The sequence below is a fragment of the Methylobacterium sp. Leaf125 genome (assembly GCF_001423085.1).
Classification (GTDB): Bacteria; Pseudomonadota; Alphaproteobacteria; order Rhizobiales; family Beijerinckiaceae; genus Methylobacterium.
The window spans coordinates 89,141-109,253 of the sequence record NZ_LMNU01000046.1 but is presented as its reverse complement, the minus strand read 5'-3'; the positions used below and the strand labels follow the sequence as shown (position 1 = coordinate 109,253).

Here is a 20,113-nt window from a genome sequence, read left to right as displayed (position 1 = left end):
GCCCCGGCACCAGCCTGCCGCAAGCCATGCGCTCTAGAGCAGACGGGCGCCGCCCTGGCTCCGCTGCCGGGAGCCTTCCCGGGCCGGCCGTGTCCGCCCCCATCCTTCCATCCGGCGATGCCACCGCGCCGCACGAGCGATCGCGTCCTGCCATGACGAGCACCTTCACGAGCTACCGTCTGATCGCCCGCGACCTCGACGCGACCCTGGCGCGCAAGGCCGCACAGCCCGACGTCGCCCGCGAGACCGCCTACTACAAGGCCAAGATCGGCGACGTGAAATCCATCGACGACTTCCTCGGCGACCGGCGCCTCTACACCTACGCGATGAAGGCCTATGGCCTGGAGGACATGACCTACGCCAAGGCCTTCATGCGCAAGGTCCTGACCGAGGGGGTCCTGGACCCGAGGGCCTTCGCCAACCGTCTCGCCGACGACCGCTACGTCGCCTTCGCCAGCGCCTTCGATTTCGACACCTACGGCGCGGCCGCCACGACCCGGGCCGCCGCCACCTCGGAGACCACCACCGCCTACCTGCGCCAGACCCTGGAAACCGATGCGGGCAGCGAGGATGCCGGCGTGCGTCTCGCCCTGTACTTCGCCCGCAAGGCGCCCACCGTCTCCTCGGGCTACGGCGTGCTGGGAGACCCGGCCCTGTCGCAGGTGGTCAAGACCGTCCTGGGACTGCCCGACGGGTCCAGCGCGGACGGCATCGCCAGCCAGGCGGCGATCATCGAGAAGCGGGTGGATCTGGCGAGCTTCAAGGACCCGGACAAGTTGCAGCGCTTCGTGCAGCGCTTCACCGCGATCTGGGACGCCCAGAACAACGCCGCCTCGGCGCCCATCCTCAACCTGTTCGCCGATTCGTCGACGCAGGGGCTCGACGCGAGCCTGCTGCTCAGCCTCCAGCGCATCCGAACGGGGAACTGAGGCGCCATGCAGAACGCCCTCTACGTTTCGCTCTCCGCGCAGATCGCGATGGACAAGCGGCTGAACGCGGTCGCCAACAACGTCGCCAACCTCTCCACCAGCGGTTACCGCGCCGAGGACACCAAGTTCACCGCGCTCCTCGCCCAGGCCACCAAGGGCGCCATCGCCTTCGCGTCCTCCGGCGACACCTACATCTCCCAGCGCGCCGGACCGACGATCAAGACGGACAGCCCCCTCGACGTGGCGGTCCAGGGCGAGGCCTGGTTCGCCGTGCGCGGTGCCAAGGGCCCCGTCTATACCCGCGACGGCCGCATGACGATGGATGCGCTGGGCCAGCTGCGCAACCTCACCGGCCAGCCGATGCTGGATCCCGGCGGCGCGCCGATCCTGCTCGATCCGCAGGCCGGTCCGCCCACCATCGGGCGCGACGGCAGCGTCTCCCAGGGCATCAACCAGGTCGGCGCCATCGGCCTCTTCACCCTCGACCCGAAGAGCACGCTCACCCGTGCCGAGCCGAACGGCGTCAGCACCAGCCTGCCGGCGACCCCGGTGCAGGACTTCACCCGCATGGGCATGGTCCAGGGCTTCGTGGAGGGCGCCAACGTCAACCCGGTGCTGGAGATGACGAAGCTCATCACCATCCAGCGCGCCTTCGAGAGCGCCGCGACCCTCAGCTCCGAGACCGAGACCACCTTCTCCGGGGCGATCCGCTCCCTGAGCCCGCAGGGCTGAGCCGATGCCCGATGTCCTCGACCGCCTCGGCGCGGCCCTGGCGACGGGCCGCGAGGCCCTGCCCCTGGTGCGCGTCGGCGGGCCGATCCAGGAGGTCACCGCCAGCGCGGCCCGCGTCGCCGGCGTGGCGCCGTTCATGACCCTCGGCGACCGCATGGGCTTCCGGGCCAATGGCCGCGAGCAGATCGGCGAGGTCGTGCGCGTGGATGCCGGCGGCGTGACGGTGAAGCCGTTCGATGCCCGGATCGAGGCCGGGATCGGAACCCTGGCCTATCGCCTCGGCGACCCGACCCTGCGCCCCGATCCGAGCTGGAAGGGCCGGGTGATCGATGCCCTCGGGCGTCCCATCGACGGCCTCGGCGACCTCGTCCCGGGCGCCCGCGCCGTGCCGCTGGAAGCCGCGCCGCCGCCCGCCATGGAACGGGCGCGGGTGACGCAGCCCCTGCGCACGGGGGTTCGCGCCCTCGACCTGTTCACGCCCCTCTGCCTCGGCCAGCGCATCGGCATCTTCGCCGGCTCCGGCGTCGGCAAGTCGACCCTGCTGGCGATGCTCGCCGGAGCCACCGGCTTCGACAGCGTCGTCGTGGCCCTGGTGGGCGAGCGCGGCCGCGAGGTGCGCGAATTCCTGGACGGGGCGATGGCGCCCAACCGGGCCCGGGCCGTCATCGTCGTCTCCACCGGGGACGAGAGCCCGATGATGCGCCGGCAGGCGCCCAAGATGGCGCTCGCCATCGCGGAATCGTTTCGCGACGCCGGCGAATCCGTGCTGCTCATCGTGGATTCCGTGACGCGCTACGCCCATGCGGCCCGCGACGTGGCCCTGGCGGCCGGCGAGCCGGCGGTGGCGCGGGGCTATCCGCCGAGCGTGTTCTCCGATCTGCCCCGCCTCCTCGAGCGGGCCGGCCCCGGCCTCGACGGCGCCGGCACCATCACGGGCGTCTTCTCGGTGCTGGTCGACGGCGACGATCACAACGACCCAGTGGCGGATTCGATCCGCGGCACCCTCGACGGGCACGTGGTCCTCGACCGGGCCATCGCCGAGCAGGGCCGCTATCCGGCGATGCATCTCCTCGGGTCGATCTCGCGCCTCGCCTCCGAGGTCTGGACGCCCGAGCAGCGCGAACTCGTCCGGCGCCTCAAGGCCATGATGGCCCGCTTCGAGGAAACCCGCGACCTGCGCCTGATGGGCGGCTACCGCGCCGGCGAGGATGCCGAGCTCGATCAGGCCATCCTCCTGGTTCCGCGGATCTACGAGGCCCTGCGTCAGGAACCCGGCATGGCGGCGAGCCAGGACGCGTTCCTGGAGCTCGCGCAGTTCCTGCGGACGTGAGGGGGATCATGCCGCCCGCGGCCCCCTCCGCTCCGTTTCCTCCCGTTCATCCCCCGCGCGCGCGGCGACCCAGCCCCGCGCAAGCCTGTCTTCCTTTAGTGCCCGCCGAACCGCCGCGCCGCGCCGCGGCCCCCGATTTCGAGGTGACGTCATGAGTCTCATCAGCGTTTTGCGCACCGGCGTCTCCGGCATGAATGCGCAGTCGAACCGCATCTCCACCGTCGCCGAGAACGTCCAGAACGCGAGCACCACGGGCTACAAGCGCTCGGCGGCCGAGTTCTCGTCCCTGCTGATCGACGGCGGCTCCACGGCGAACTACACCTCCGGTGCGGTCGAGACCACGATCCGCCGGTCGATCGGCAGCCAGGGGCCGGTCACCTTCACCTCGTCGAAGACCGACCTCGCCATCCAGGGCAACGGCTTCTTCGTGGTGCAGGACGATAACAAGGCGTCCTACCTGACCCGCGCCGGCAACTTCGTGGTGGACGGTCCGACGGGCAACCTCATCAATTCCGGCGGCTTCACCCTGATGGGCTACAGCCTCGTCGATGGCCAGGATCCGACGCCCGCCCTGAACAGCACCGACGGGCTGGTGCCCGTGAACATGGCGAGCCTCGGCCTGCGGGCGACGCCCTCCACCAAGGCGACGATGGGCGGCAACCTCGCTGCCGACACGCCGGCGCTCGGGGGAGCCCTGTCGCCGACGAACTATTCGAAGAAGACGTCGCTCGTCACCTACGACAAGCTCGGCAACAGCGTCACCCTCGACATCTACCTGAAGCACGCGCCCGTCGATCCGGCCGCCACCCCTCCGGTCCTCCCCAACACCTGGACCGCATCGGTCTACGCCCCGGACGGGACCGCCCTGACCGCGCCGCCGGTGACGCTCGCGTTCGACGCGAACGGCAAGCTGACCGGCCCGACCACCACGAGCTTCACGATTCCCGGCGGAGAGCCCTTCTCCCTCGACATGAGCGGCATGACGCAGCTCGCCGGTGCCGACGCCCTCAAGGGCACGGCCAACGGCAAGGCGCCCTCGGCCGTGACCGGCACGGAGTTCGGCTCGGACGGCCTCGTCTACGCCACCTACGCCGACGGCACCCGCCTCGCAGCCTTCAAGATCCCGGTCGCCGAGGTGAAGAGCCCCGACAATCTCGAACCGCGCGCCGGCAACGTCTACCTGCCCTCGCTGAACTCCGGCGACCTCCAGATCGGCTTCGCCGGCCTCGGCGGCCTCGGCACCATCAAGGCGAGCGCGCTGGAGCAGTCCAACGTCGACGTCAGCTCCGAGCTGACCTCGATGATCGAGTCGCAGACGGTCTACACCGCCAACTCGAAGGTGTTCATGACCGGCAACGAGTTGCTCGAGACCCTGATGAACCTCAAGCGCTGAAGCCAGACAGGACTTCGGCGCCCGGGCCTCCGGGCCCCGTCCGCCGCGCCTCCCGGTGCGGCGGCTCCCGTCGCCCACCACCCGCCCCCTTTCCAGGATATCCCCGATGGGCCTCGCCCTCGCCCTCAACTCCGCCCGGACCTCGCTGCTCGCGACCTCGGCGCAAATCGCCGTCGCCGCGCGCAACACGGCCGGGGCGAGCGATCCGTTCTACAGCCGCAAGATCGCCAACCTGGTGGCGGCCGGCGGGGGCAGCGCGGTCTCGATCCAGCGGGCGACCGACGTCGCCCTCTTCGACCGAAAGCTCGCCGGGACCTCCTCCGTGGCCGCCAGCGAGGCCGTGCTCGGTGGTCTCACCACCCTCCAGGGCACCATCGGCGACACCAGCGACGGCACCTCTCCGGCCGCGCGCCTCGGCGCCCTCAACGCCGCCCTGAAGGCCGCGGCCAACCAGCCCGACGACGTGGCGCTCGCGCGCGACGCGGTCGACCGGGCGCGCGACCTCGCGACCAGCCTGAACAACAGCGCGGCCGCCGTCGAGATCGTGCGCATGCAGGCCGACGCCGACCTCGCCGAGTCGGTCTCGCGCATCAACGACCTCCTGTCCCAGTTCGAGGCCGCCAACCAGGTCGTGACCCGCGGGACCGCGAACGGCAGCGACGTGACCGACGCCCTGGACGACCGCGACCGCATCCTCGCCGGCCTGTCCCAGGAGATCGGCATCTCCACGGTCGTGCGCGCCGGCAACGACGTCGCGATCTACACCGACAGCGGCGTCCCGCTGTTCGAGCGCGCCGCCCGGCGCGTCTCCTTCACGCCCACCCCCGCCTTCTCGGCCGGCACGACCGGGGGCGCCGTCATCGTCGACGGCGTGCCGGTCACGGGCGCCAATTCCCCGATGCCGGTGCAGTCCGGCCGCATCGCCGGCCTGGCGGAACTGCGCGACGGCGTGGCCACTCGCTACGAATCCCAGCTCGACGGGATCGCCGCCAACCTCGTCGACGCCTTCTCCGAGATCGGGACCAGCGTCCTGAACCAGTCCACGGGCCAGGTGAGCGGCCTTTCCGCCCTGGCGACGACGGAAGCCTTCCGCCCGGGTGCCGCCGCGGGCACGGCCGGGACGGCGGATCTGAGCGGCGCCAAGGAAGTGGCGTTCTCCCTCAGCCTCGCCGACGGCTCCGCCGTCAAGATCGTGCTGAATGCGAGCACGATGGCGGGTGCGGCGGCCGACCTGTCCAAGGTGACGCCGGCCGAGCTCGTCGCGGCGATCAACGGTCGGATCGCCGCCGATACCGCGACGCCTTCGCTCGCCGGCAAGGTGACCGCCGGCCTCGACACCGCCGGGCGCCTCACCTTCACCACCGCGGCGGCCACGGGGGCCGCCGCGCGGCTCACCGTCCAGAACATGGCGCCGACGTCCGGCAGGATGCTGGTCGATGTCGGCTTCGGCGTCGCGTTCGGTGTCCCGCCGCGGGCGGCGGGCCTGTTCGTGGCGGATGCCGGCGGATCGGTCCCCAGCGGCCCCTTCGCCGCGACCGGGCTGGCGGCCCGGCTCCGGATCAACGCCTCGGTCGATCCGCAGCGCGGCGGCGACGTCGCCCTGCTGCGGGACGGCGGCATCGCGGGGGCCGGGTACCGGTCGAACCCGGCGGCCACGGGCGGCAACGCCTTCGCCGACCGCCTGCGGACGCTGGCCTCGCTCGTGACGGCCGACCGCTCCTTCGACGCTTCCGCGGGCCTTCCCACCCGCGGCAGTCTCCAGGATTTCGCGACCGCCTCCGTGGGCTGGCTCGCGGGCAAGCGGCAGGCTGCCACCGCGGAGTCGAACTACCAGTCGACGCTGCTCGCCCGCGCCTCCGACGCCTATTCCAACGCCACCGGCGTCAACACCGACGACGAGACGGCGTCCACCCTCGCGCTCGAACGGTCCTACACGGCCTCGGCCAAGCTGCTAACGCTCGTGAACGATCTCCTGAAAACCCTGATGGATGCGGTGCGATAGACCCCATGCGGACCAACGCCCTCTCCACCCTGAGCTTCTGGAACACGCCGCGCATCGGCCTGGCCCGGATGCAGACCGACATGGCGCAGGCCAACCAGGAGATCGTCACAGGCCGCTATGCCGATGTCGGCCTGACGCTCGGCAGCCGCACCGGCCTCGCCGTCGGGCTGCGCCAGAAGATCGCCGAACTCGCGGCCCTGCGCGACAGCAACAACGCCGCGAGCCTCCGGCTCGGCACCTCGCAGGCCGTCCTCAAGCAGATCCAGGATGGGGCCGACGCCACCCTGAAGGCGCTGACGGGCGTTCCCGAGGACAAGCGTGCCGGCGTCCTCAAGGACATGGCGGCGAACGGGCTCGGCACCCTGACCGCGCTCCTCAACACTTCCGCGGGCGGCCAGTTCGTCTTCGGCGGCGCGCGGACCGCCGAGGCCCCGATGACCCCCTACGCGACGAGTCCGGCCTCCCCGGCGAAGACCGCCGTCGACGCGGCCTTCCGCGCGGCCTTCGGGATGTCGCAGGACAACCCCGGCGCGAGCGCGATCTCGGCCGCCGACATGGCGGGCTTCCTCGATGGGCCGGCCTTCAAGGGCCTGTTCGACGAAGCCGCCTGGGGGACGACCTGGTCCGCTGCCGGGACCGCGCCCCTGGTCAACCAGATCTCCCTCAGCGAGACCGCGGAGACCTCGGCGAGCGCCAACGCACCCGCGATGCGCAAGCTCGCCATGGCCTACGTGATGGCCTCCGACCTCGGGTCCACGAACCTCTCGGCGGCGGCGCAGACCGTCCTGACGACCCGGGTCGCCGGCCTGCTGGGCGAGGCGAGCAAGGGCCTGATCACCCTCCAGGCCGATCTCGGCCGCTCGCAGGCCGCGATCACCTCGGCCAACACCCGGCTCGAGTCGCAGACGGCGCTGCTCGATTCGCAGATCGGCGACCTGGAGGGCGTGGACCGGGCCGAGGCCAAGACCCGGGTCGACCGCCTGTCGACGCAGGTGCAGATCTCCTACGCCCTGACCGCGCAGCTGCGGCAGCTCTCCCTCGTCAACTACCTCTAGCGCGGCGCGGGGCTCCGGCCGCCGAGCCCCGTCACGACCCGGCGGCGGGTGCCTTCCCCGGAAGGCCCGCCGGCCCCAACGGCTCATCGGTCCGATCCGCGCCCCGGCGCGGCGGGCCGCGGATACACGGGACAGGACCGATATGTACCAGTTTTCCTATGCCGAGATCCTGGAGGAGGCCCCGGCCATCGCGCGTGAGCGCGAGCGCGCCGCCTTCGACCGGGCTCTCGACCTGATGCGCATCGCCGACCGGCCCGATGCCCAGCAGGCGGATCGCGCCATGGCGGCCGGCTTCCTGCAGAGCCTCTGGGGCGTGCTCATCGAGGACCTCCAGAGCGAGGAGAACGGCCTGCCGCCGGACCTGCGCGCCGACCTCGTCTCCATCGGCCTGTGGAGCATGCACGAGGCCAACGCGGTCATCGCCGAGCCCGACCGCACCCTGTCGGCGCTGATCGCGGTCAACACCTCGATCCGGGATGGCCTGCGGTGAGCCGGACCATGCGTCTGTCCCTGCGCGCCGGCGAGCGCGTCTACGTGAACGGCGCAGTCCTGCGCGTCGATCGGAAGGTCTCCCTGGAGCTTCTGAACGACGCCACCTTCCTGCTGGAGACCCACGTGCTGCAGGCGGAGGCGGCGACCACGCCCCTGCGCCAGCTCTACTTCGCGGTCCAGGCGCTGGTGATCGATCCGGCCAACGCGGACCCCGCCCGCGAGCTCTGCCGCAGCCTCCAGGCCGGTCTCCTCGCCGTCGTCGCCGATCCGGAGATCCGCGAGGGGGTCCTCGGCGCCGGCCAGCTCGTCGAGGCGGGCCGTCTGATCGAGGCGCTCAAGCTGATCCGCGGGCTCTACGCGGCGGAGGCCGCCCTCATGGCTGCCCCCATGACCACCCCCATGACCACCCACATGACCACCCCCGCCCCGGGGGATGCGCTCGCGCCGGTGCTTCGGGCCGTGCCCGTCGAATCCCCCGTCCACCCGGCCTGACCGGGCCATCGAACCAGGAGGCCCGCCGATGAGCGTCGCCAGCGTCCCCAGCACGGGCACATCCCAGACGGCCGTCACCGCGGCCGCCACCAAATCCGCGACCGGCGTCGCCGCCTCGATGAACGCCGACACCTTCCTGACCCTGCTGATGACGCAGCTGAAGAACCAGGATCCGACGAAGCCGATGGATTCGACGGCCTATGTCAGCGAGCTGGCGACCTTCTCCCAGGTGGAGCAGGCGACCAAGACCAACACCAAGCTGGACTCCCTGCTCTCGTCGAGCTTCCTGTCGCAGGCCGACCAGATCATCGGCCGGACCATCACCTCCTCGGACGGCACGGTCACGGGCGAGGTCCAGTCCGTGAAGATCACCAGCGAGGGCGCCCTGGCCCGCCTGACCAACGGCCAGGACGTGCTCCTGTCGCAGGGCATTTCCCTGTCGCGGTGACGGCATTCCGGCGTAGAGTGGACGTGAACCCCCCCAGGACAAGGCCGCTCCCCGGATGAACGAGGTCGACGCCCTCGAACTCGTGCGCGCCGCGATCTGGACCGTGATCGTCGCGGCGGGACCGGCCATCGGCGCGGCGATGCTGATCGGCATCGCCGTGGCGCTGCTGCAGGCGCTGACGCAGATCCAGGAGGTGACGCTCACCTTCGTGCCCAAGATCGTGGTGATCCTGCTGGTGCTCCTCGTGACCAGCTCCTTCATCGGAGCGCAGATCTACACCTTCGCCGAGGCCACCTACGGGCGCATCGTCACCGGGTTCTGACCGAGGCCCCGCAGGGTGATCCCGGCCGCCTCCAGCCGCGCCCGCACCGCCCGCGCCATGCCCACGGCGTGCGCGCTGTCGCCGTGCACGCAGACCGAGTCGATCCGCGTCGGCAGCAGGGTGCCCTCGGCCGTGAGGATGCCGCCGGCCTGCACCATCGCCAGGACCCGGTCCGCCGCCGCCTCGGCCGCCGTGATCAGCGCGCCGGGCTGGCCGCGCGGGATCAGCTGGCCCGCCTCGGTATAGCCGCGGTCGGCGAAGATCTCGGCATGGACGGCGAGGCCCGCCGCCTCGCCGGCCGCGACCTGCTCGGTCCGGGCGATGGCCAGGAGGCCGAGGTTGGGATCGACCGCGCGCACCGCCCGTGCGATCGCATCCGCCACGTCGCGCTCCGCCGCCGCGCGGTTGGCCAGCGCCCCGTGCGCCTTGACGTAGGTCAGGCGATGGCCCGCCAGGGCGGCCAGCGCCTGCGCGGCGCCGACCTGGTAGGCGACCTGCCGCTCGATCTCGGCCGGGCCGAACGGCATCGGCCGGCGCCCGAAGCCGGCGAGGTCGGGAAAGCCCGGATGCGCGCCCACGGCGACGCCCCGCGCCCGCGCCAGGGCGAAGGTCTCGGCCATGATCTCCGGGTCGCCGGCATGGAATCCGCAGGCGACGTTGGCCGAGGTCACGAGGGCGAGCATCGCCGCATCGTCGCTGCAGCGATAGGCGCCGAAGCCTTCCCCCAGATCGGCATTCAGGTCGATGGTCGGCATCGGGGTGCATCCGGCAGCGGCGCGGTCCTGCGGCCGCGGGAGGGGCGATCCTAACCGACGACGCCGTCGATGAGGTTGGTCCCGAGCAGGAATTCGGAGGGAAATTCGGTGCGCAGGACGGGCTCGCGCCGGATGTCCGGGACCAGGACGTCGCGTTCGGCCCGCCGCGCCGCCACCGCCTGCGCGAGGTCGACGGCGGCGAAGCGCAGCGCCGTGCCCGCCTGAGCCTGGGCCAGACGGCCGAGATCGGCGCCGATCACCGTGGCGATCTTCGGATAGCCGCCGGTGGGCTGGCGGTCGGCCATGAGCACCAGGGGCTGGCCCGAGCCCGGGACCTGGATCGCCCCCATGGCGATGCCGTCGGAGACGATGTCGTGGCTCCGGGCCTGGAGGGACGGACCTTCGAGGAAGCTGGCCATGCGGTCGCCGCGCGGACCGATCCGCCAGGGACCCGCCAGGAAGGCGTCGCGGACGGACGCCGGGAAGAGGTCGTCCTGGGGCCCGAGGACGACGCGGATCACGTCCGGCGGCCGGTGGAGCCAGGGCGCCGCGAGGCGGCAGGGCTCGCCGACCGTGGCGCACGGCGTCCGGATCGCGAGGGTGTCGCCCGCCCGCAAGCCGCGCCCGTGCAGGCCGCCGAGCCCGGAGCGGGTGTGGGTCGCCGTCGAGCCCAGCACTGGCGCCACGGCGATCTCCCCGGCCACCGCGAGGCTGCACCAGGCCCCGGCCCGGCCCGCCCGGAGGGTGAGCCGCGCGCCCGGCCGCAGGGTGAGGGCCACGGCGCCGGGCAGCGCGCGCCCGTCGAGGTCGATGCGCAGGTCCCCGCCCGCCAGGGCGACGTCGACGGCGGCCCCGGCCGTCGTCAGCGACAACCCGCCGAGGGAGACCTCGATCAGGGTGGCGCCCGGGGGATTGTCGAGGGCCCGGTTGGCGGTGGCGTGGGCGAGGGGATCCATCGGCCCGGCCGGCGTGATGCCGTAGCGCAGGAAACCGTGCCGCCCGGCATCCTGCAGGGTGACGCCGCCCCCGGCCGCGAGGATCCGGAGCGTGGCCTGCCCCGTGACGGCTCCCTCGCTCATGGGCTCCTCTCGCATGGGCTCCTCCCTGTTGGGCTCCTCCCGCATCGGCTCCGCACTCACGGACTTCTCCGCGCGAGGATTTCCCCCTGCGCGGCCCGGGCCTCGAGGGCGGCGAAGGTCGCCGCGTCGATCGGCTCGAAGCGGAGGCCGTCGCCGGGTTCGACGAGGAAGCTCTGCGGACGGTCCTCGGAATAGAGCCGCTCCGGCGTCCGTCCGACGACGTACCAGCCGGTCGGCATCGGAAAGGTCGCCACGGCCGCGAGACCGCCGCCCACCAGGAGGGCGTTGGCGGGATGGGGCGGGCGCGGCGTCGGGCGACGGGGGATCGCGAGGGCGTCCGGCAGGCCGCCCAGATAGGCGAAGCCCGGCGCGAATCCGTACATGTAGACCCGGTACGTCCCCTGGGCGTGGCGCGCGGCGACGGCCGAAGCGGGCAGGCCGGCCCAGTCGGCGACCGCCGCCAGATCCTCCGCGAAGGCCGGATCGTAGCAGCAGGGCAGCGTCCAGGTGCGGCCGGCGCGCGGTCCTGCCGGAGGCCGATCGAGGAGAGCGCCGACCCGGGCCGCGAGGGCGTCGCGGTCGAGCCTCAGCGGGTCGTAATGGATCATCAGCGAGCGATAGGTCGGCACCGTCTCCAGGATGCCGGCGACCGGGTCCCGTCCGAGGGCCGCGTCCAGGGCGAGCACCCGTGCGTTTAGGTCCGGGTCGACCCGCGCGCCGAACTCGACGACGAGCGCCGCCTCGCCGGCATCGCGGAACCGGACGGCATCCCGATCGGTCGGCGTGCTTGCGTCTGCCTGCGACACGGCCTGATCCTGCTGCGCGTCGGCCCGGACGCCGGCGACGCGGGTGGTCGGGAATCCGGTTCGGGATCCGATCCGGAAGCCGGCTTTCCGGCTGGGCCGGCCTCAGCGCGTGGATTTCTTCTCACGCTGATAGGTCCGGATCGCCCGGGCGCAGTCCGGCGAGAGCTTGCGCAGGTTCTGCCGGAAGCAGGCCTCCACCTCCGGGCCGCCGGGCGGGTGCATGCTGCAATGCTCCAGGTAGTCTCCGGTGCAGGAGAGCTTGAGCAATTCGCGGATCGGCGTGGGTTCGGCGACCGCGGTTCCCGAAACCAGGAGAGCACCGAGGAGGGGGAGGGCGAGGCGAAGATCAGGCATGAGGCAATCGAGTCTTTCGAAGAACACAACGCGGACGCTGCAGGCTGGGTCCGAAATCCCAACGTACGGCGCCGATGCAGACAATGATCTTAGCACGCACGCACCCGCAGGGTGGAATCGACATCCCTTCAACGCGCGCCGCGCCCGTTCGGTCGCTTTGCCGATGCCGCGGCCGGTGCCAGGCGACCCTCGCGCAAGCTTGCGGCGCGACAAGCCGGTGTTGATTCACGGGGGTTGAGTATCCGCCATGGCGGCAAGCGCCACGATCGCAGGAGAGCGCCGGTCCCAGCGGGACATCGGTTTCGCGGCGGGCATCGTCGCCATCCTGGCGATCCTGTTCCTGCCGGTGCCGGCGATCCTGCTCGATATCGGGCTCGCCTTCTCGATCGCCCTGTCGGTGCTGATCCTGATGGTGGCGCTCTGGATCAAGAAGCCGCTGGAATTCTCGGCCTTTCCCACCGTCCTGCTGATCGCGACCCTGCTGCGCCTGGCCCTCGGCATCGCCACCACCCGGTTGATCCTGGCCAACGGACAGCACGGCGTCTCGGCGGCCGGCCACGTGATCCAGGGCTTCTCGCAGTTCGTGATGAGCGGCGACTTCGTCATCGGAATCGTGGTCTTCCTGATCCTGATCACGGTGAACTTCCTCGTCATCACCAAGGGCGCCACCCGCATCGCCGAGGTGGGGGCGCGCTTCACCCTCGACGCGATCCCCGGCAAGCAGATGGCGATCGACGCCGATCTCAATGCCGGCCTGATCGACGACAAGGAGGCCCAGCACCGCCGGCGCGAGCTGGAGGAGGAGAGCGCCTTCTTCGGCTCCATGGACGGCGCCTCGAAGTTCGTGCGCGGCGAGGCCATCGCCTCGCTCATCACCATCGCCGTCAACGTGTTCGGCGGCATCATCATCGGCACCACCCGCCACGGCATGCCGCTGGGCCAGGCGGCCGACGTGTTCACCAAGCTGTCGGTGGGCGACGGCCTGGTCTCACAGATCCCGGCCCTGATCGTCTCGCTGGCCGCCGGCCTCCTGGTCTCGAAGGGCGGCACGCGGGGCACCGCGGAGCAGGCGGTGCTGGGCCAGCTCGGGGCCTATCCCCGCGCCCTCTCGGTGGCCGCGGCCCTGATGTTCATGTTCGCCCTGGTGCCGGGCCTGCCCTTCGTGCCCTTCATGGTGCTCTCCGGGCTGATGGCCTTCACCGCCTACGCGATCCCGAAGAAGCTCGCCGCCCAGAAGGCGATCGTCGATGCCAAGGCGGAGGCCGACGAGGAGAAGAAGCAGGTCGCGCTGCGCGAATCCGTCAAGGAATCGCTGAAGACGCCGGAGATCGAGCTCTGCCTCGGGCGCCAGATCTCGGCCCAGGTCCAGGGAACGCAATCCGAGCTGTCGCACCGGGTCGCCAAGATGCGCCGCAAGTTCGCGCGCCAGTACGGCTTCGTCGTGCCCGACATCAAGCTGACCGACAGCCTGGCGGTGCCGCCGAAATGCTACCAGATCCTGATCCACGGCACCGTGGTGGCGACCCAGGAACTGCGCCCCGGCGAGCTCCTCGTGGTCACCGGCGACGGCCCCGTGCCGGACGTGCCGAGCGACGAGGTCCGCGAGCCCGCCTTCGGCATGAAGGCGCGCTGGGTCCTCGACGCCTATGCGGGCGAGGTGCGGCGCGGCGGGTTCGAGCCCATCGACGGCTCCTCGGTGCTGCTGACCCACCTCTCCGAGGTGATCCGCAACAACCTGCCCACGCTCCTGTCCTACAAGGACATGCGCAACCTGCTGGACCGGCTCGACCCCGAGTACAAGCGCCTGCTGGACGAGATCTGCCCCTCGCAGATCTCCTATTCGGGCCTGCAGGCGGTGCTGAAGCTCCTGCTCTCCGAGCGGGTGTCGATCCGCAACCTGCACCTCATCCTGGAGGCCGTGGCCGAGATCACGCCCCATGCCCGCCGGGCCGAGCAGATCGCCGAGCACGTCCGCATGCGCATCGCCCAGCAGATCTGCGGCGACCTCGCCGAGAACGGCGTGCTCGCGGTGCTGCGCCTCGGCAGCGCCTGGGACCTCTCCTTCCACCAGAGCCTGAAGCGCGACGGCAAGGGCGAGGTCATCGAGTTCGACATCGACCCGCGCCTCGTCGAGCAGTTCGGCACCGAGGCGTCCGAGGCGATCCGCAAGCAGATGCGCGAGACCCGCAACTTCGCCCTGGTGACCGCGCCGGATGCCCGCCCCTACGTGCGGATGATCATCGAGCGGCTCTACCCGACGCTCGCCGTCCTCTCGCACCTGGAGATCGCGCGCGGGGTCGAGATCCGCTCCCTCGGGACGATCTCGTGACGGCGCCGCTCCTGGCCGTGCTCGGCCCCGAGAGCTTTCTCGGGGTGTTCCTGATCTTCTGCCGGGTCGGCGCCTGCCTCCTCATCGTGCCGGGCTTCTCCAGTCCCCGCGTGCCCGCGCAGGTCCGCCTCCTCATCTCGCTGGCGGTCTCCCTGGCCCTGACCCCGATGCTGCTGCCCCTGTTCCAGGGCAAGCTCGCGGCCCAGGATCCCGGCGCCACCCTGGGCTGGATCGTCACCGAGAGCCTGACCGGCCTCGTCCTCGGCTTCCTCGGCCGGGTCTACTACGTGGTGCTGGAGACCGTCGTGAACGCCGCCGTCACCATGGTGGGCTTCGGCGGCATGCCGGGGTCGGTGGCCGAGGGCATGGACCCGGTCCCGGCGGTGGAGGCGATGATCATGATGGCGGCGGCCGCGCTGCTGTTCGCCGCCGACCTGCACTGGGAGCTGTTCCGCGGCCTCGTCGATTCCTACGGCCGGATCCCGCCCGGCGAGGGCATCGGCTCGCAGGCCGCCCTGGTGCGCATCGTCGACCAGGTCACGACCGCCTTCGTGCTGGGCCTGCGCATCACCTCGCCGTTCCTCGTCTACGCGGTGGCGGTGAACCTCGCCGCCGGCTTCGTGAACAAGCTCGTGCCGCAGATCCCGGTCTACTTCATCGCCACGCCGTTCATCATGGCCGGCGGCCTGCTGCTCCTCTACGCCATCAGCAACGAGTTCATGATGCAGTTCGTCATGGGCTACTTCGACTACCTGCGCCGGGGCTGAGCCGATGACCACCCGCCTCCGGCTCCTCCGCGCCCAGCGCCTGCTCAAGGTCCAGGAGCAGATGCGGGGCCTGGCCGAGCGCGACCTCGCCGCCAACCGCGCCCAGGTCGCGCGGGTCGAGGCCGACCGGGCGGCCATGCTGTCGACCCTGGCCGGCGAGACCATGCACGGCCTGTTCCTCGACGCCGCGGCGCGGCGCCTGCGCGCGCTCGCGACGGAAGCGACCGAACTCAGCGCGACCTCGACACGACTGTCTGACATACTGAAGGCCCGTGGCCTCGCCGAGAAGCGCGCCGAGCGCCAGGCCGACAGCCTCCTGAAGCGGCGCGACCACGAGCGCGAGCAGCACGCCCTGCTCGAACAGCTCGACCTCATGACCGCACGCGGGCCAAGGCCTCCGGACTGATCCCCGAGGCCCCCGAACCGATCCCCAGGGCCACGATGCAAGCCTGCCGAGAAGCAAGGCTGCTACGATGCAAGCCTGCCGAAAGCCAGGGGGCCTATGCCTCCCAGGGACCGGCTCCCCGAACCCGCTGAAGCGCCTGCCATGAGCATCTCGCCTCCCTCCGACATCGTCCTCGATGTGGCCCGCGCCGCCGATCCCGGCCGCGTGCAGGAGGCCGCCGCCAAGCTGTCGGCTCCCGGAACCGATCCGGCGGCGTTCGGCGATGCCTACCGCATGGCCGGCGCCTCGGTGCACATGCCCCTCGACGCCCGCGGAGCCCTGACGGCCCTGCAGACCGACAACGCGATCTCGGGCGCCGGCAGGGCCGGGGATCCCTACAAGCAGTTCGAGGCCTTCGTCCTGCGCCAGTTCGTCGAGACCATGATGCCCTCGAAGGCCAGCGCCGTCTTCGGCAAGGGCAATGCCGGCGGGATCTGGAAGTCGATGCTCGCCGATCAGGTCGGGACGCAGGTCGCCAAGGCCGGCGGCGTCGGGATCGCCCGCATGCTCGAGGCGGCGCGTCCGCTGAATCCGCCCGCGGCGACCGTCGCGCCGTCGGCCAAGACCTCGGAGAGCTGAGACCCCATGCTGCTCGCATCCCTGAAGCGCCTGGAAGCCACCGTGACGGCGGAGACCGAGGCGCTGCTCGCGCATCACCCCGTCGACCAGGAGGCGGTGAACCGGCGCAAGAGCCAGAGCCTCCTCGAACTGACCCGGCTGACCCGCGACCTCGACCCCGCCGAACTCGACGGGCCGGTGCGCGACCAGCTGCTGCGCCTGCGCGGTGTCCTGGAGCGCAACCAGGACGCTGTCGGCCTGCACCTGCGGGCCGTCGAGGAGATCTCCGGCATCGTCGCGGAGTCCCTGCGCGAGGCGGAATCCGACGGTACCTATTCCGGCCACGTCCGGCGCTGAGGCTCGCTCCCCGCCATGCGCATCCTCGTCACCGGCCTGTGGATCTGCGGCCTCACCATCCTGTCCTGCTACGGCGCAGTGACCTGGGGGGCGGGGTTGTTTTCCAAGAAGACCGAACCCTACCTCGAAGGTCTCCAGTACCAAAAACTGCCGCCCGTCAATGTTCCAATGGTCGTCGACGGCAAGGTGCAGGGTTATATCGTCGCTATCTTGGTCTTCACTGCCGATGCGCGGCTGATGCACACGCTCTCGGTGCCGCCGAACGCCTTCGTGGTCGATGAGACTTTCCGGCAGATCTACACGGACCCGGCGATCGATTTCAAACGCCTGTCCCGCTACAACGTCACACAGCGCCTTGCCGAGATCCGCAAGCAGGTGAACGCCCGCCTCGGCTCCGATGTGGTCAAGGACGTGCTGGTCGAAGAGTTCAACTTCGTCGCCAAGCGCGAAGTCCGTTCCTGAGGACGCGCCCTACGCCTCCGTCAGCAGGCGCTCGAAGGCGGCCTCGCCCAGCAGCGCGGTGAGCCGCCGGTCGGCATCCGCATCGGCCGCGAGGACCAGGCCGCCGCAGACCGTGCCCGCACCCGCGAAGGCATAGCCGAGCACGCTCGTCGGCTGCAGGCCCCCGGCCGCCGCGGCGACGAAGCCCCGCAGGGCGCCCGGATGGGCATTGCAGCCGTTGCGGAGGGTCAGGCCGGCGTAGCGTCCACGCACGGCCAGGGGGGAGAGCGAGAGCCGGTGGCGCCCGGCCTGGGCCATGGCCCGGCGCGGACCCGCCAGGGCCAGCAGGATCTCCGGCGACAGGTGGACCGCGCCCTCGAAGCTGAGGCTGCCCGAGCCGCTGAATCGATCGAACACCGCCAGTCCGGAGAGGTCGTCGAGGACGAGGAAGACCCGCCGGTGCGCGACTTCGGGACCGTAGGCCTGCGTGGCGAGGCGGTGGGCGGTGGCGCCGATGAGGCGCTCCGCCCCGAGGGAGAGGGCCGGGCCCGCCATCGGTTCGCGCTGGTCGAGGGCCGCCACGTTGTGGCCGGCTCCCGAGAGGAGGTGATGGCGGGCGGCGCCGGTCTCGACCTGGCTCGAGCCGCCGGCCTCGACGATCCAGCGCACCCCTTCGCAGGCGTAGACGAAGGAGCCGACGTCCCGGTGGCCGGATCCGGGACCCTGGCCCTGGCTGGCGAAGGTGCAGGCGAAGTGGCCCCAGCCCCGACCGGGAGCGTCGTAGCGCTGCGCGATCATGCCCGAGGACGGGTCGACGCGGCCCGCGGCGGGCTCGAGGGTGACGCGTGGTATACTGGGACGGTCGCGTCGCGGTCGCGCGTCTCCGGACCAGCGCTCGGCGCTGAGCGCGCGACCCGCCTCCGCGCCGAGACGCCCGATCCAGCCGGCGGCATCCTCGCCGGCGGGGGCGTCCCCGAACGGCGGCAGGCGCCCGGTCGGATCGAGGAGACCGGCGACCGCCGGGAGTCCGGCCGCCACGAGCCGGTCGAGGCGGGACTTGAGAGCCGACTCGGCGGGATCCTCGGCGTCGAGGCCGAGTCCGAGGGCGCGCAGCAGGGTCAGGAGTTCGAGGCGCGGATGCAGGGCGGGGTCGGAGAACCGTCCCTCCGCATCGAGGAGCGGCGCGAGGCCGGCTTCGAGGGCGGCGTCGGCCAGGGAGCGCCAGTGCGCCGCGAGCGGCAGCAGCGGCAGGGCCCGGGCGACGATGCGCAGGACCGCTGCCGCCTGGAGCTGGTGGATCGAGCGGCCGAAGGTGTTCTGACCGAGAATCTCGGCGAGGGCGAAGCCGTGACGCACCGCCTCGCCCGTGAGGGTCAGGGAGGCCGGGCCGCCGGGCTTGCCGGCCCGGGCGAGGAGCCGCACGACGGTCTCGGTGCGGGCGGCGAGGGCTGCCGGGTGCAGGGCGAGGCCGTCGGTGGGCGCCCCCCAGGGGTTGGCCCGCGACCAGGACAGGGCGAGGCCGACGGCGGTGGCGGCGCCGCCCGGCGCCTCGGCCAGCGCCCCGAGCCAGGCCAGGGACTGGTACTCCAGGCGCCAGGGCACCGAGCGGAACGGATCCTCGGTCCAGTCCGGCGCCTCCGGCAGGGTCCAGGCGGGTTGGCCGGCGAGGCGCAGGGTCCGGTCGAGACCGGCGGCGCGGTGGCCCTCGCCGCGCTGGATCGCCCGGGCGCGGGCGAGCACCGCCGGCACGGCGGCCACCGCCTCGGGCTGCGGGCACCAGCCGGAGAAGGCGGCCCCGGGCAGGGACAGGCGCTCGGCCAGGCGGGCGAGGAAATCGGGGGCGGCGAGGAGATCGTCGGCGCAGAGGCTCTCCAGCCGCATCCGGTCCTCCAGGGCCACCTCCGGAGGGGCGAGGAGTTCCGCCTCCGGTCCGTCCGCCTCCCAGGTGGCGAAGCCCACCGCCACCTGCGCCGCCCCGGCGGGGGGCTGGAGCTCCAGGGTGAAGCGGCGCGCCTGCTGGTGGGCGGAGAGGTCGACGAGGGCCCCGAGCCCCGGCACCGAGATGGTCCCCGGATAGGGCGGGTCGAGCGCCGCGCCGGAGCGGTCGCGGTAGACGATGCGGGCCAGGGCCGCATGGGTGCCCGGATGCGGCGTGTGGAGCTGGCCGCGCAGCACGAGGCCGCAGCCCGGCACCAGGGCGTGGTCGCGCCAGGCCGGCTCCGGCCCGAGGCGGTGCCGTGTGCGGGGGATCAGGGAGGGGGCGGGCGGCAGATCCGTCCCCTGCGTCAGGCGCGCCTCGGCGACCGTGAACGCATGGGTGTTGCGCCAGGAGCGGAGCGTCACCGTGATCCGGGTGGCCGGGGCCGGCACCTGGAAGGCGAGCTGGAGGCGCCCGGCCCGCGCGCCGTGCGTCTCCGGCGGCAGGGCGGACGGGCCGGCGATCCAGGTCCCGTGCGGGTCGAGGAGGGTCCGGTCGAGGCCGGGCACGTGGTCGAAGTCGAGGCTCGACCCGTCCTCGGCCAGGAAGTCGATCCCCACCAGGGCGAAGTCGAGGGCGGACCCGGCGGCCTCCTCCGCCGCCCAGGCGAGGCGGAAGCCGAGGCAGCACCAAGCCTCCGGCACCAGCCCCCCGAAGGGCAGCACCACCCGCGACCAGCGGTTCTTGGCCGGGATCCAATGCTCGTTCTCCCCCGGCCCGACATGCGCCCCCCCGGCATAGCGGGCGGCCTCCGGCAGCAGGACCCGAAGGCCGGGCGCGCTCGGTTCGCTCACGGGGCGGACCGGGCGGAGGCGGGGGGAGGGGACATCGGCAGGGCGGGGTGCGGAGCGGGGGGAAGTCGGCCGGGCCGACGTCGTGGTGGAGGGCGCCCCGGGGTCGGCGCGATGGGAGCACTGAGGCGGTCGGGTCGCTCCGTGTCAAGCATCCTCCGGCCTTCAGGGGCCCCGAAAGCCGGCGCCCGGCACCGAGCGGCGTGCGACGGAGTGCCGGATCTTGAGCGGGCGCTGTTGCGGGACCCGGATCACCGC

General features: G+C 72.0%; 21 protein-coding genes. 16 read left to right on the top strand and 5 right to left on the bottom strand.

Going from position 1 to position 20,113, the window contains the following annotated elements:
* The first annotated feature begins 152 nt into the window (after positions 1-152).
* The 10 genes from ASF58_RS21685 to ASF58_RS21640 all read left to right on the top strand — a co-directional run bounded on the left by ASF58_RS21685 (position 153) and on the right by ASF58_RS21640 (position 9,195).
* Positions 153-929: a DUF1217 domain-containing protein gene (locus ASF58_RS21685; protein WP_055957450.1), complete on the top strand. Its 777-nt coding sequence runs from the start codon at positions 153-155 to the stop codon at positions 927-929.
* A gap of 6 nt (positions 930-935) precedes the next feature.
* Positions 936-1,661, top strand: a complete 726-nt coding sequence (gene flgF, locus ASF58_RS21680; RefSeq protein ID WP_055957446.1) for a flagellar basal-body rod protein FlgF — start codon at positions 936-938, stop codon at positions 1,659-1,661.
* Between the two features lie 4 nt (positions 1,662-1,665).
* Positions 1,666-2,991: a flagellar protein export ATPase FliI gene (gene fliI / locus ASF58_RS21675; protein ID WP_055957443.1), complete on the top strand. Its 1,326-nt coding sequence runs from the start codon at positions 1,666-1,668 to the stop codon at positions 2,989-2,991.
* A 151-nt stretch (positions 2,992-3,142) separates the two neighbouring features.
* Positions 3,143-4,384, top strand: a complete 1,242-nt coding sequence (locus ASF58_RS21670; RefSeq protein WP_055957440.1) for a flagellar hook protein FlgE — start codon at positions 3,143-3,145, stop codon at positions 4,382-4,384.
* A 106-nt stretch (positions 4,385-4,490) separates the two neighbouring features.
* A complete protein-coding gene (flgK, locus tag ASF58_RS21665) occupies positions 4,491-6,386 on the top strand; it encodes a flagellar hook-associated protein FlgK (RefSeq protein WP_055957437.1) in 1,896 nt (631 codons plus the stop codon).
* A gap of 5 nt (positions 6,387-6,391) precedes the next feature.
* Entirely contained in the window at positions 6,392-7,441 is a 1,050-nt protein-coding gene (locus ASF58_RS21660) for a flagellar hook-associated family protein (RefSeq protein ID WP_055957434.1), read from the top strand.
* Between the two features lie 142 nt (positions 7,442-7,583).
* Entirely contained in the window at positions 7,584-7,931 is a 348-nt protein-coding gene (gene flaF / locus ASF58_RS21655) for a flagellar biosynthesis regulator FlaF (protein WP_055957431.1), read from the top strand.
* An 8-nt stretch (positions 7,932-7,939) separates the two neighbouring features.
* Positions 7,940-8,425 (top strand): flagellar biosynthesis repressor FlbT, encoded by a 486-nt coding sequence (flbT, locus tag ASF58_RS21650; RefSeq protein ID WP_082513230.1) that lies wholly within the window; start codon positions 7,940-7,942, stop codon positions 8,423-8,425.
* A gap of 28 nt (positions 8,426-8,453) precedes the next feature.
* Entirely contained in the window at positions 8,454-8,873 is a 420-nt protein-coding gene (gene flgD / locus ASF58_RS21645; RefSeq protein ID WP_055957427.1) for a flagellar hook assembly protein FlgD, read from the top strand.
* Positions 8,874-8,928: 55 nt separating this feature from the next.
* Positions 8,929-9,195, top strand: a complete 267-nt coding sequence (locus ASF58_RS21640; RefSeq protein ID WP_055957424.1) for a flagellar biosynthetic protein FliQ — start codon at positions 8,929-8,931, stop codon at positions 9,193-9,195.
* Here ASF58_RS21640 and ASF58_RS21635 read toward each other — a convergent pair.
* The 4 genes from ASF58_RS21635 to ASF58_RS21620 all read right to left on the bottom strand — a co-directional run bounded on the left by ASF58_RS21635 (position 9,168) and on the right by ASF58_RS21620 (position 12,189).
* Entirely contained in the window at positions 9,168-9,950 is a 783-nt protein-coding gene (locus ASF58_RS21635) for a 5-oxoprolinase subunit PxpA (RefSeq protein ID WP_055957421.1), read from the bottom strand. The genes ASF58_RS21640 and ASF58_RS21635 overlap by 28 nt on opposite strands.
* Positions 9,951-10,000: 50 nt before the next feature.
* The gene (locus tag ASF58_RS21630) at positions 10,001-11,029 is read right to left on the bottom strand and encodes a biotin-dependent carboxyltransferase family protein (protein ID WP_055957418.1); all 1,029 of its coding nucleotides are present in this window, start codon (positions 11,027-11,029) and stop codon (positions 10,001-10,003) included.
* A gap of 56 nt (positions 11,030-11,085) precedes the next feature.
* Entirely contained in the window at positions 11,086-11,835 is a 750-nt protein-coding gene (locus ASF58_RS21625) for an allophanate hydrolase subunit 1 (protein ID WP_055957414.1), read from the bottom strand.
* A 102-nt stretch (positions 11,836-11,937) separates the two neighbouring features.
* Positions 11,938-12,189 (bottom strand): hypothetical protein, encoded by a 252-nt coding sequence (locus ASF58_RS21620; RefSeq protein ID WP_055957411.1) that lies wholly within the window; start codon positions 12,187-12,189, stop codon positions 11,938-11,940.
* A gap of 247 nt (positions 12,190-12,436) precedes the next feature.
* On the opposite strand from ASF58_RS21620, the gene flhA reads away from it, so the two are divergent.
* From flhA to ASF58_RS21590, 6 genes are all read left to right on the top strand, one after another.
* Positions 12,437-14,518, top strand: a complete 2,082-nt coding sequence (flhA, locus tag ASF58_RS21615) for a flagellar biosynthesis protein FlhA (protein ID WP_055957408.1) — start codon at positions 12,437-12,439, stop codon at positions 14,516-14,518.
* On the top strand, positions 14,515-15,285 hold the full coding sequence (fliR, locus tag ASF58_RS21610; protein WP_055957405.1) for a flagellar biosynthesis protein FliR: 771 nt from the start codon (positions 14,515-14,517) through the stop codon (positions 15,283-15,285). Before flhA ends, fliR begins: the two co-directional genes overlap by 4 nt.
* A 4-nt stretch (positions 15,286-15,289) precedes the next feature.
* Complete coding sequence (locus ASF58_RS21605; protein ID WP_055957401.1) at positions 15,290-15,691, top strand: hypothetical protein; 402 nt, start codon at positions 15,290-15,292, stop codon at positions 15,689-15,691.
* Positions 15,692-15,832: 141 nt separating this feature from the next.
* Positions 15,833-16,309, top strand: a complete 477-nt coding sequence (locus ASF58_RS21600; RefSeq protein WP_055957398.1) for a rod-binding protein — start codon at positions 15,833-15,835, stop codon at positions 16,307-16,309.
* 6 nt (positions 16,310-16,315) lie between these two features.
* Complete coding sequence (locus ASF58_RS21595; protein WP_055957395.1) at positions 16,316-16,645, top strand: hypothetical protein; 330 nt, start codon at positions 16,316-16,318, stop codon at positions 16,643-16,645.
* Between the two features lie 15 nt (positions 16,646-16,660).
* Positions 16,661-17,107: a hypothetical protein gene (locus ASF58_RS21590; protein WP_055957392.1), complete on the top strand. Its 447-nt coding sequence runs from the start codon at positions 16,661-16,663 to the stop codon at positions 17,105-17,107.
* Between the two features lie 9 nt (positions 17,108-17,116).
* Here the strand turns inward: ASF58_RS21590 and ASF58_RS21585 are convergent, their stop codons facing one another.
* On the bottom strand, positions 17,117-19,858 hold the full coding sequence (locus ASF58_RS21585; protein WP_055957389.1) for a heparinase II/III family protein: 2,742 nt from the start codon (positions 19,856-19,858) through the stop codon (positions 17,117-17,119).
* Positions 19,859-20,113: the final 255 nt, after the last annotated feature.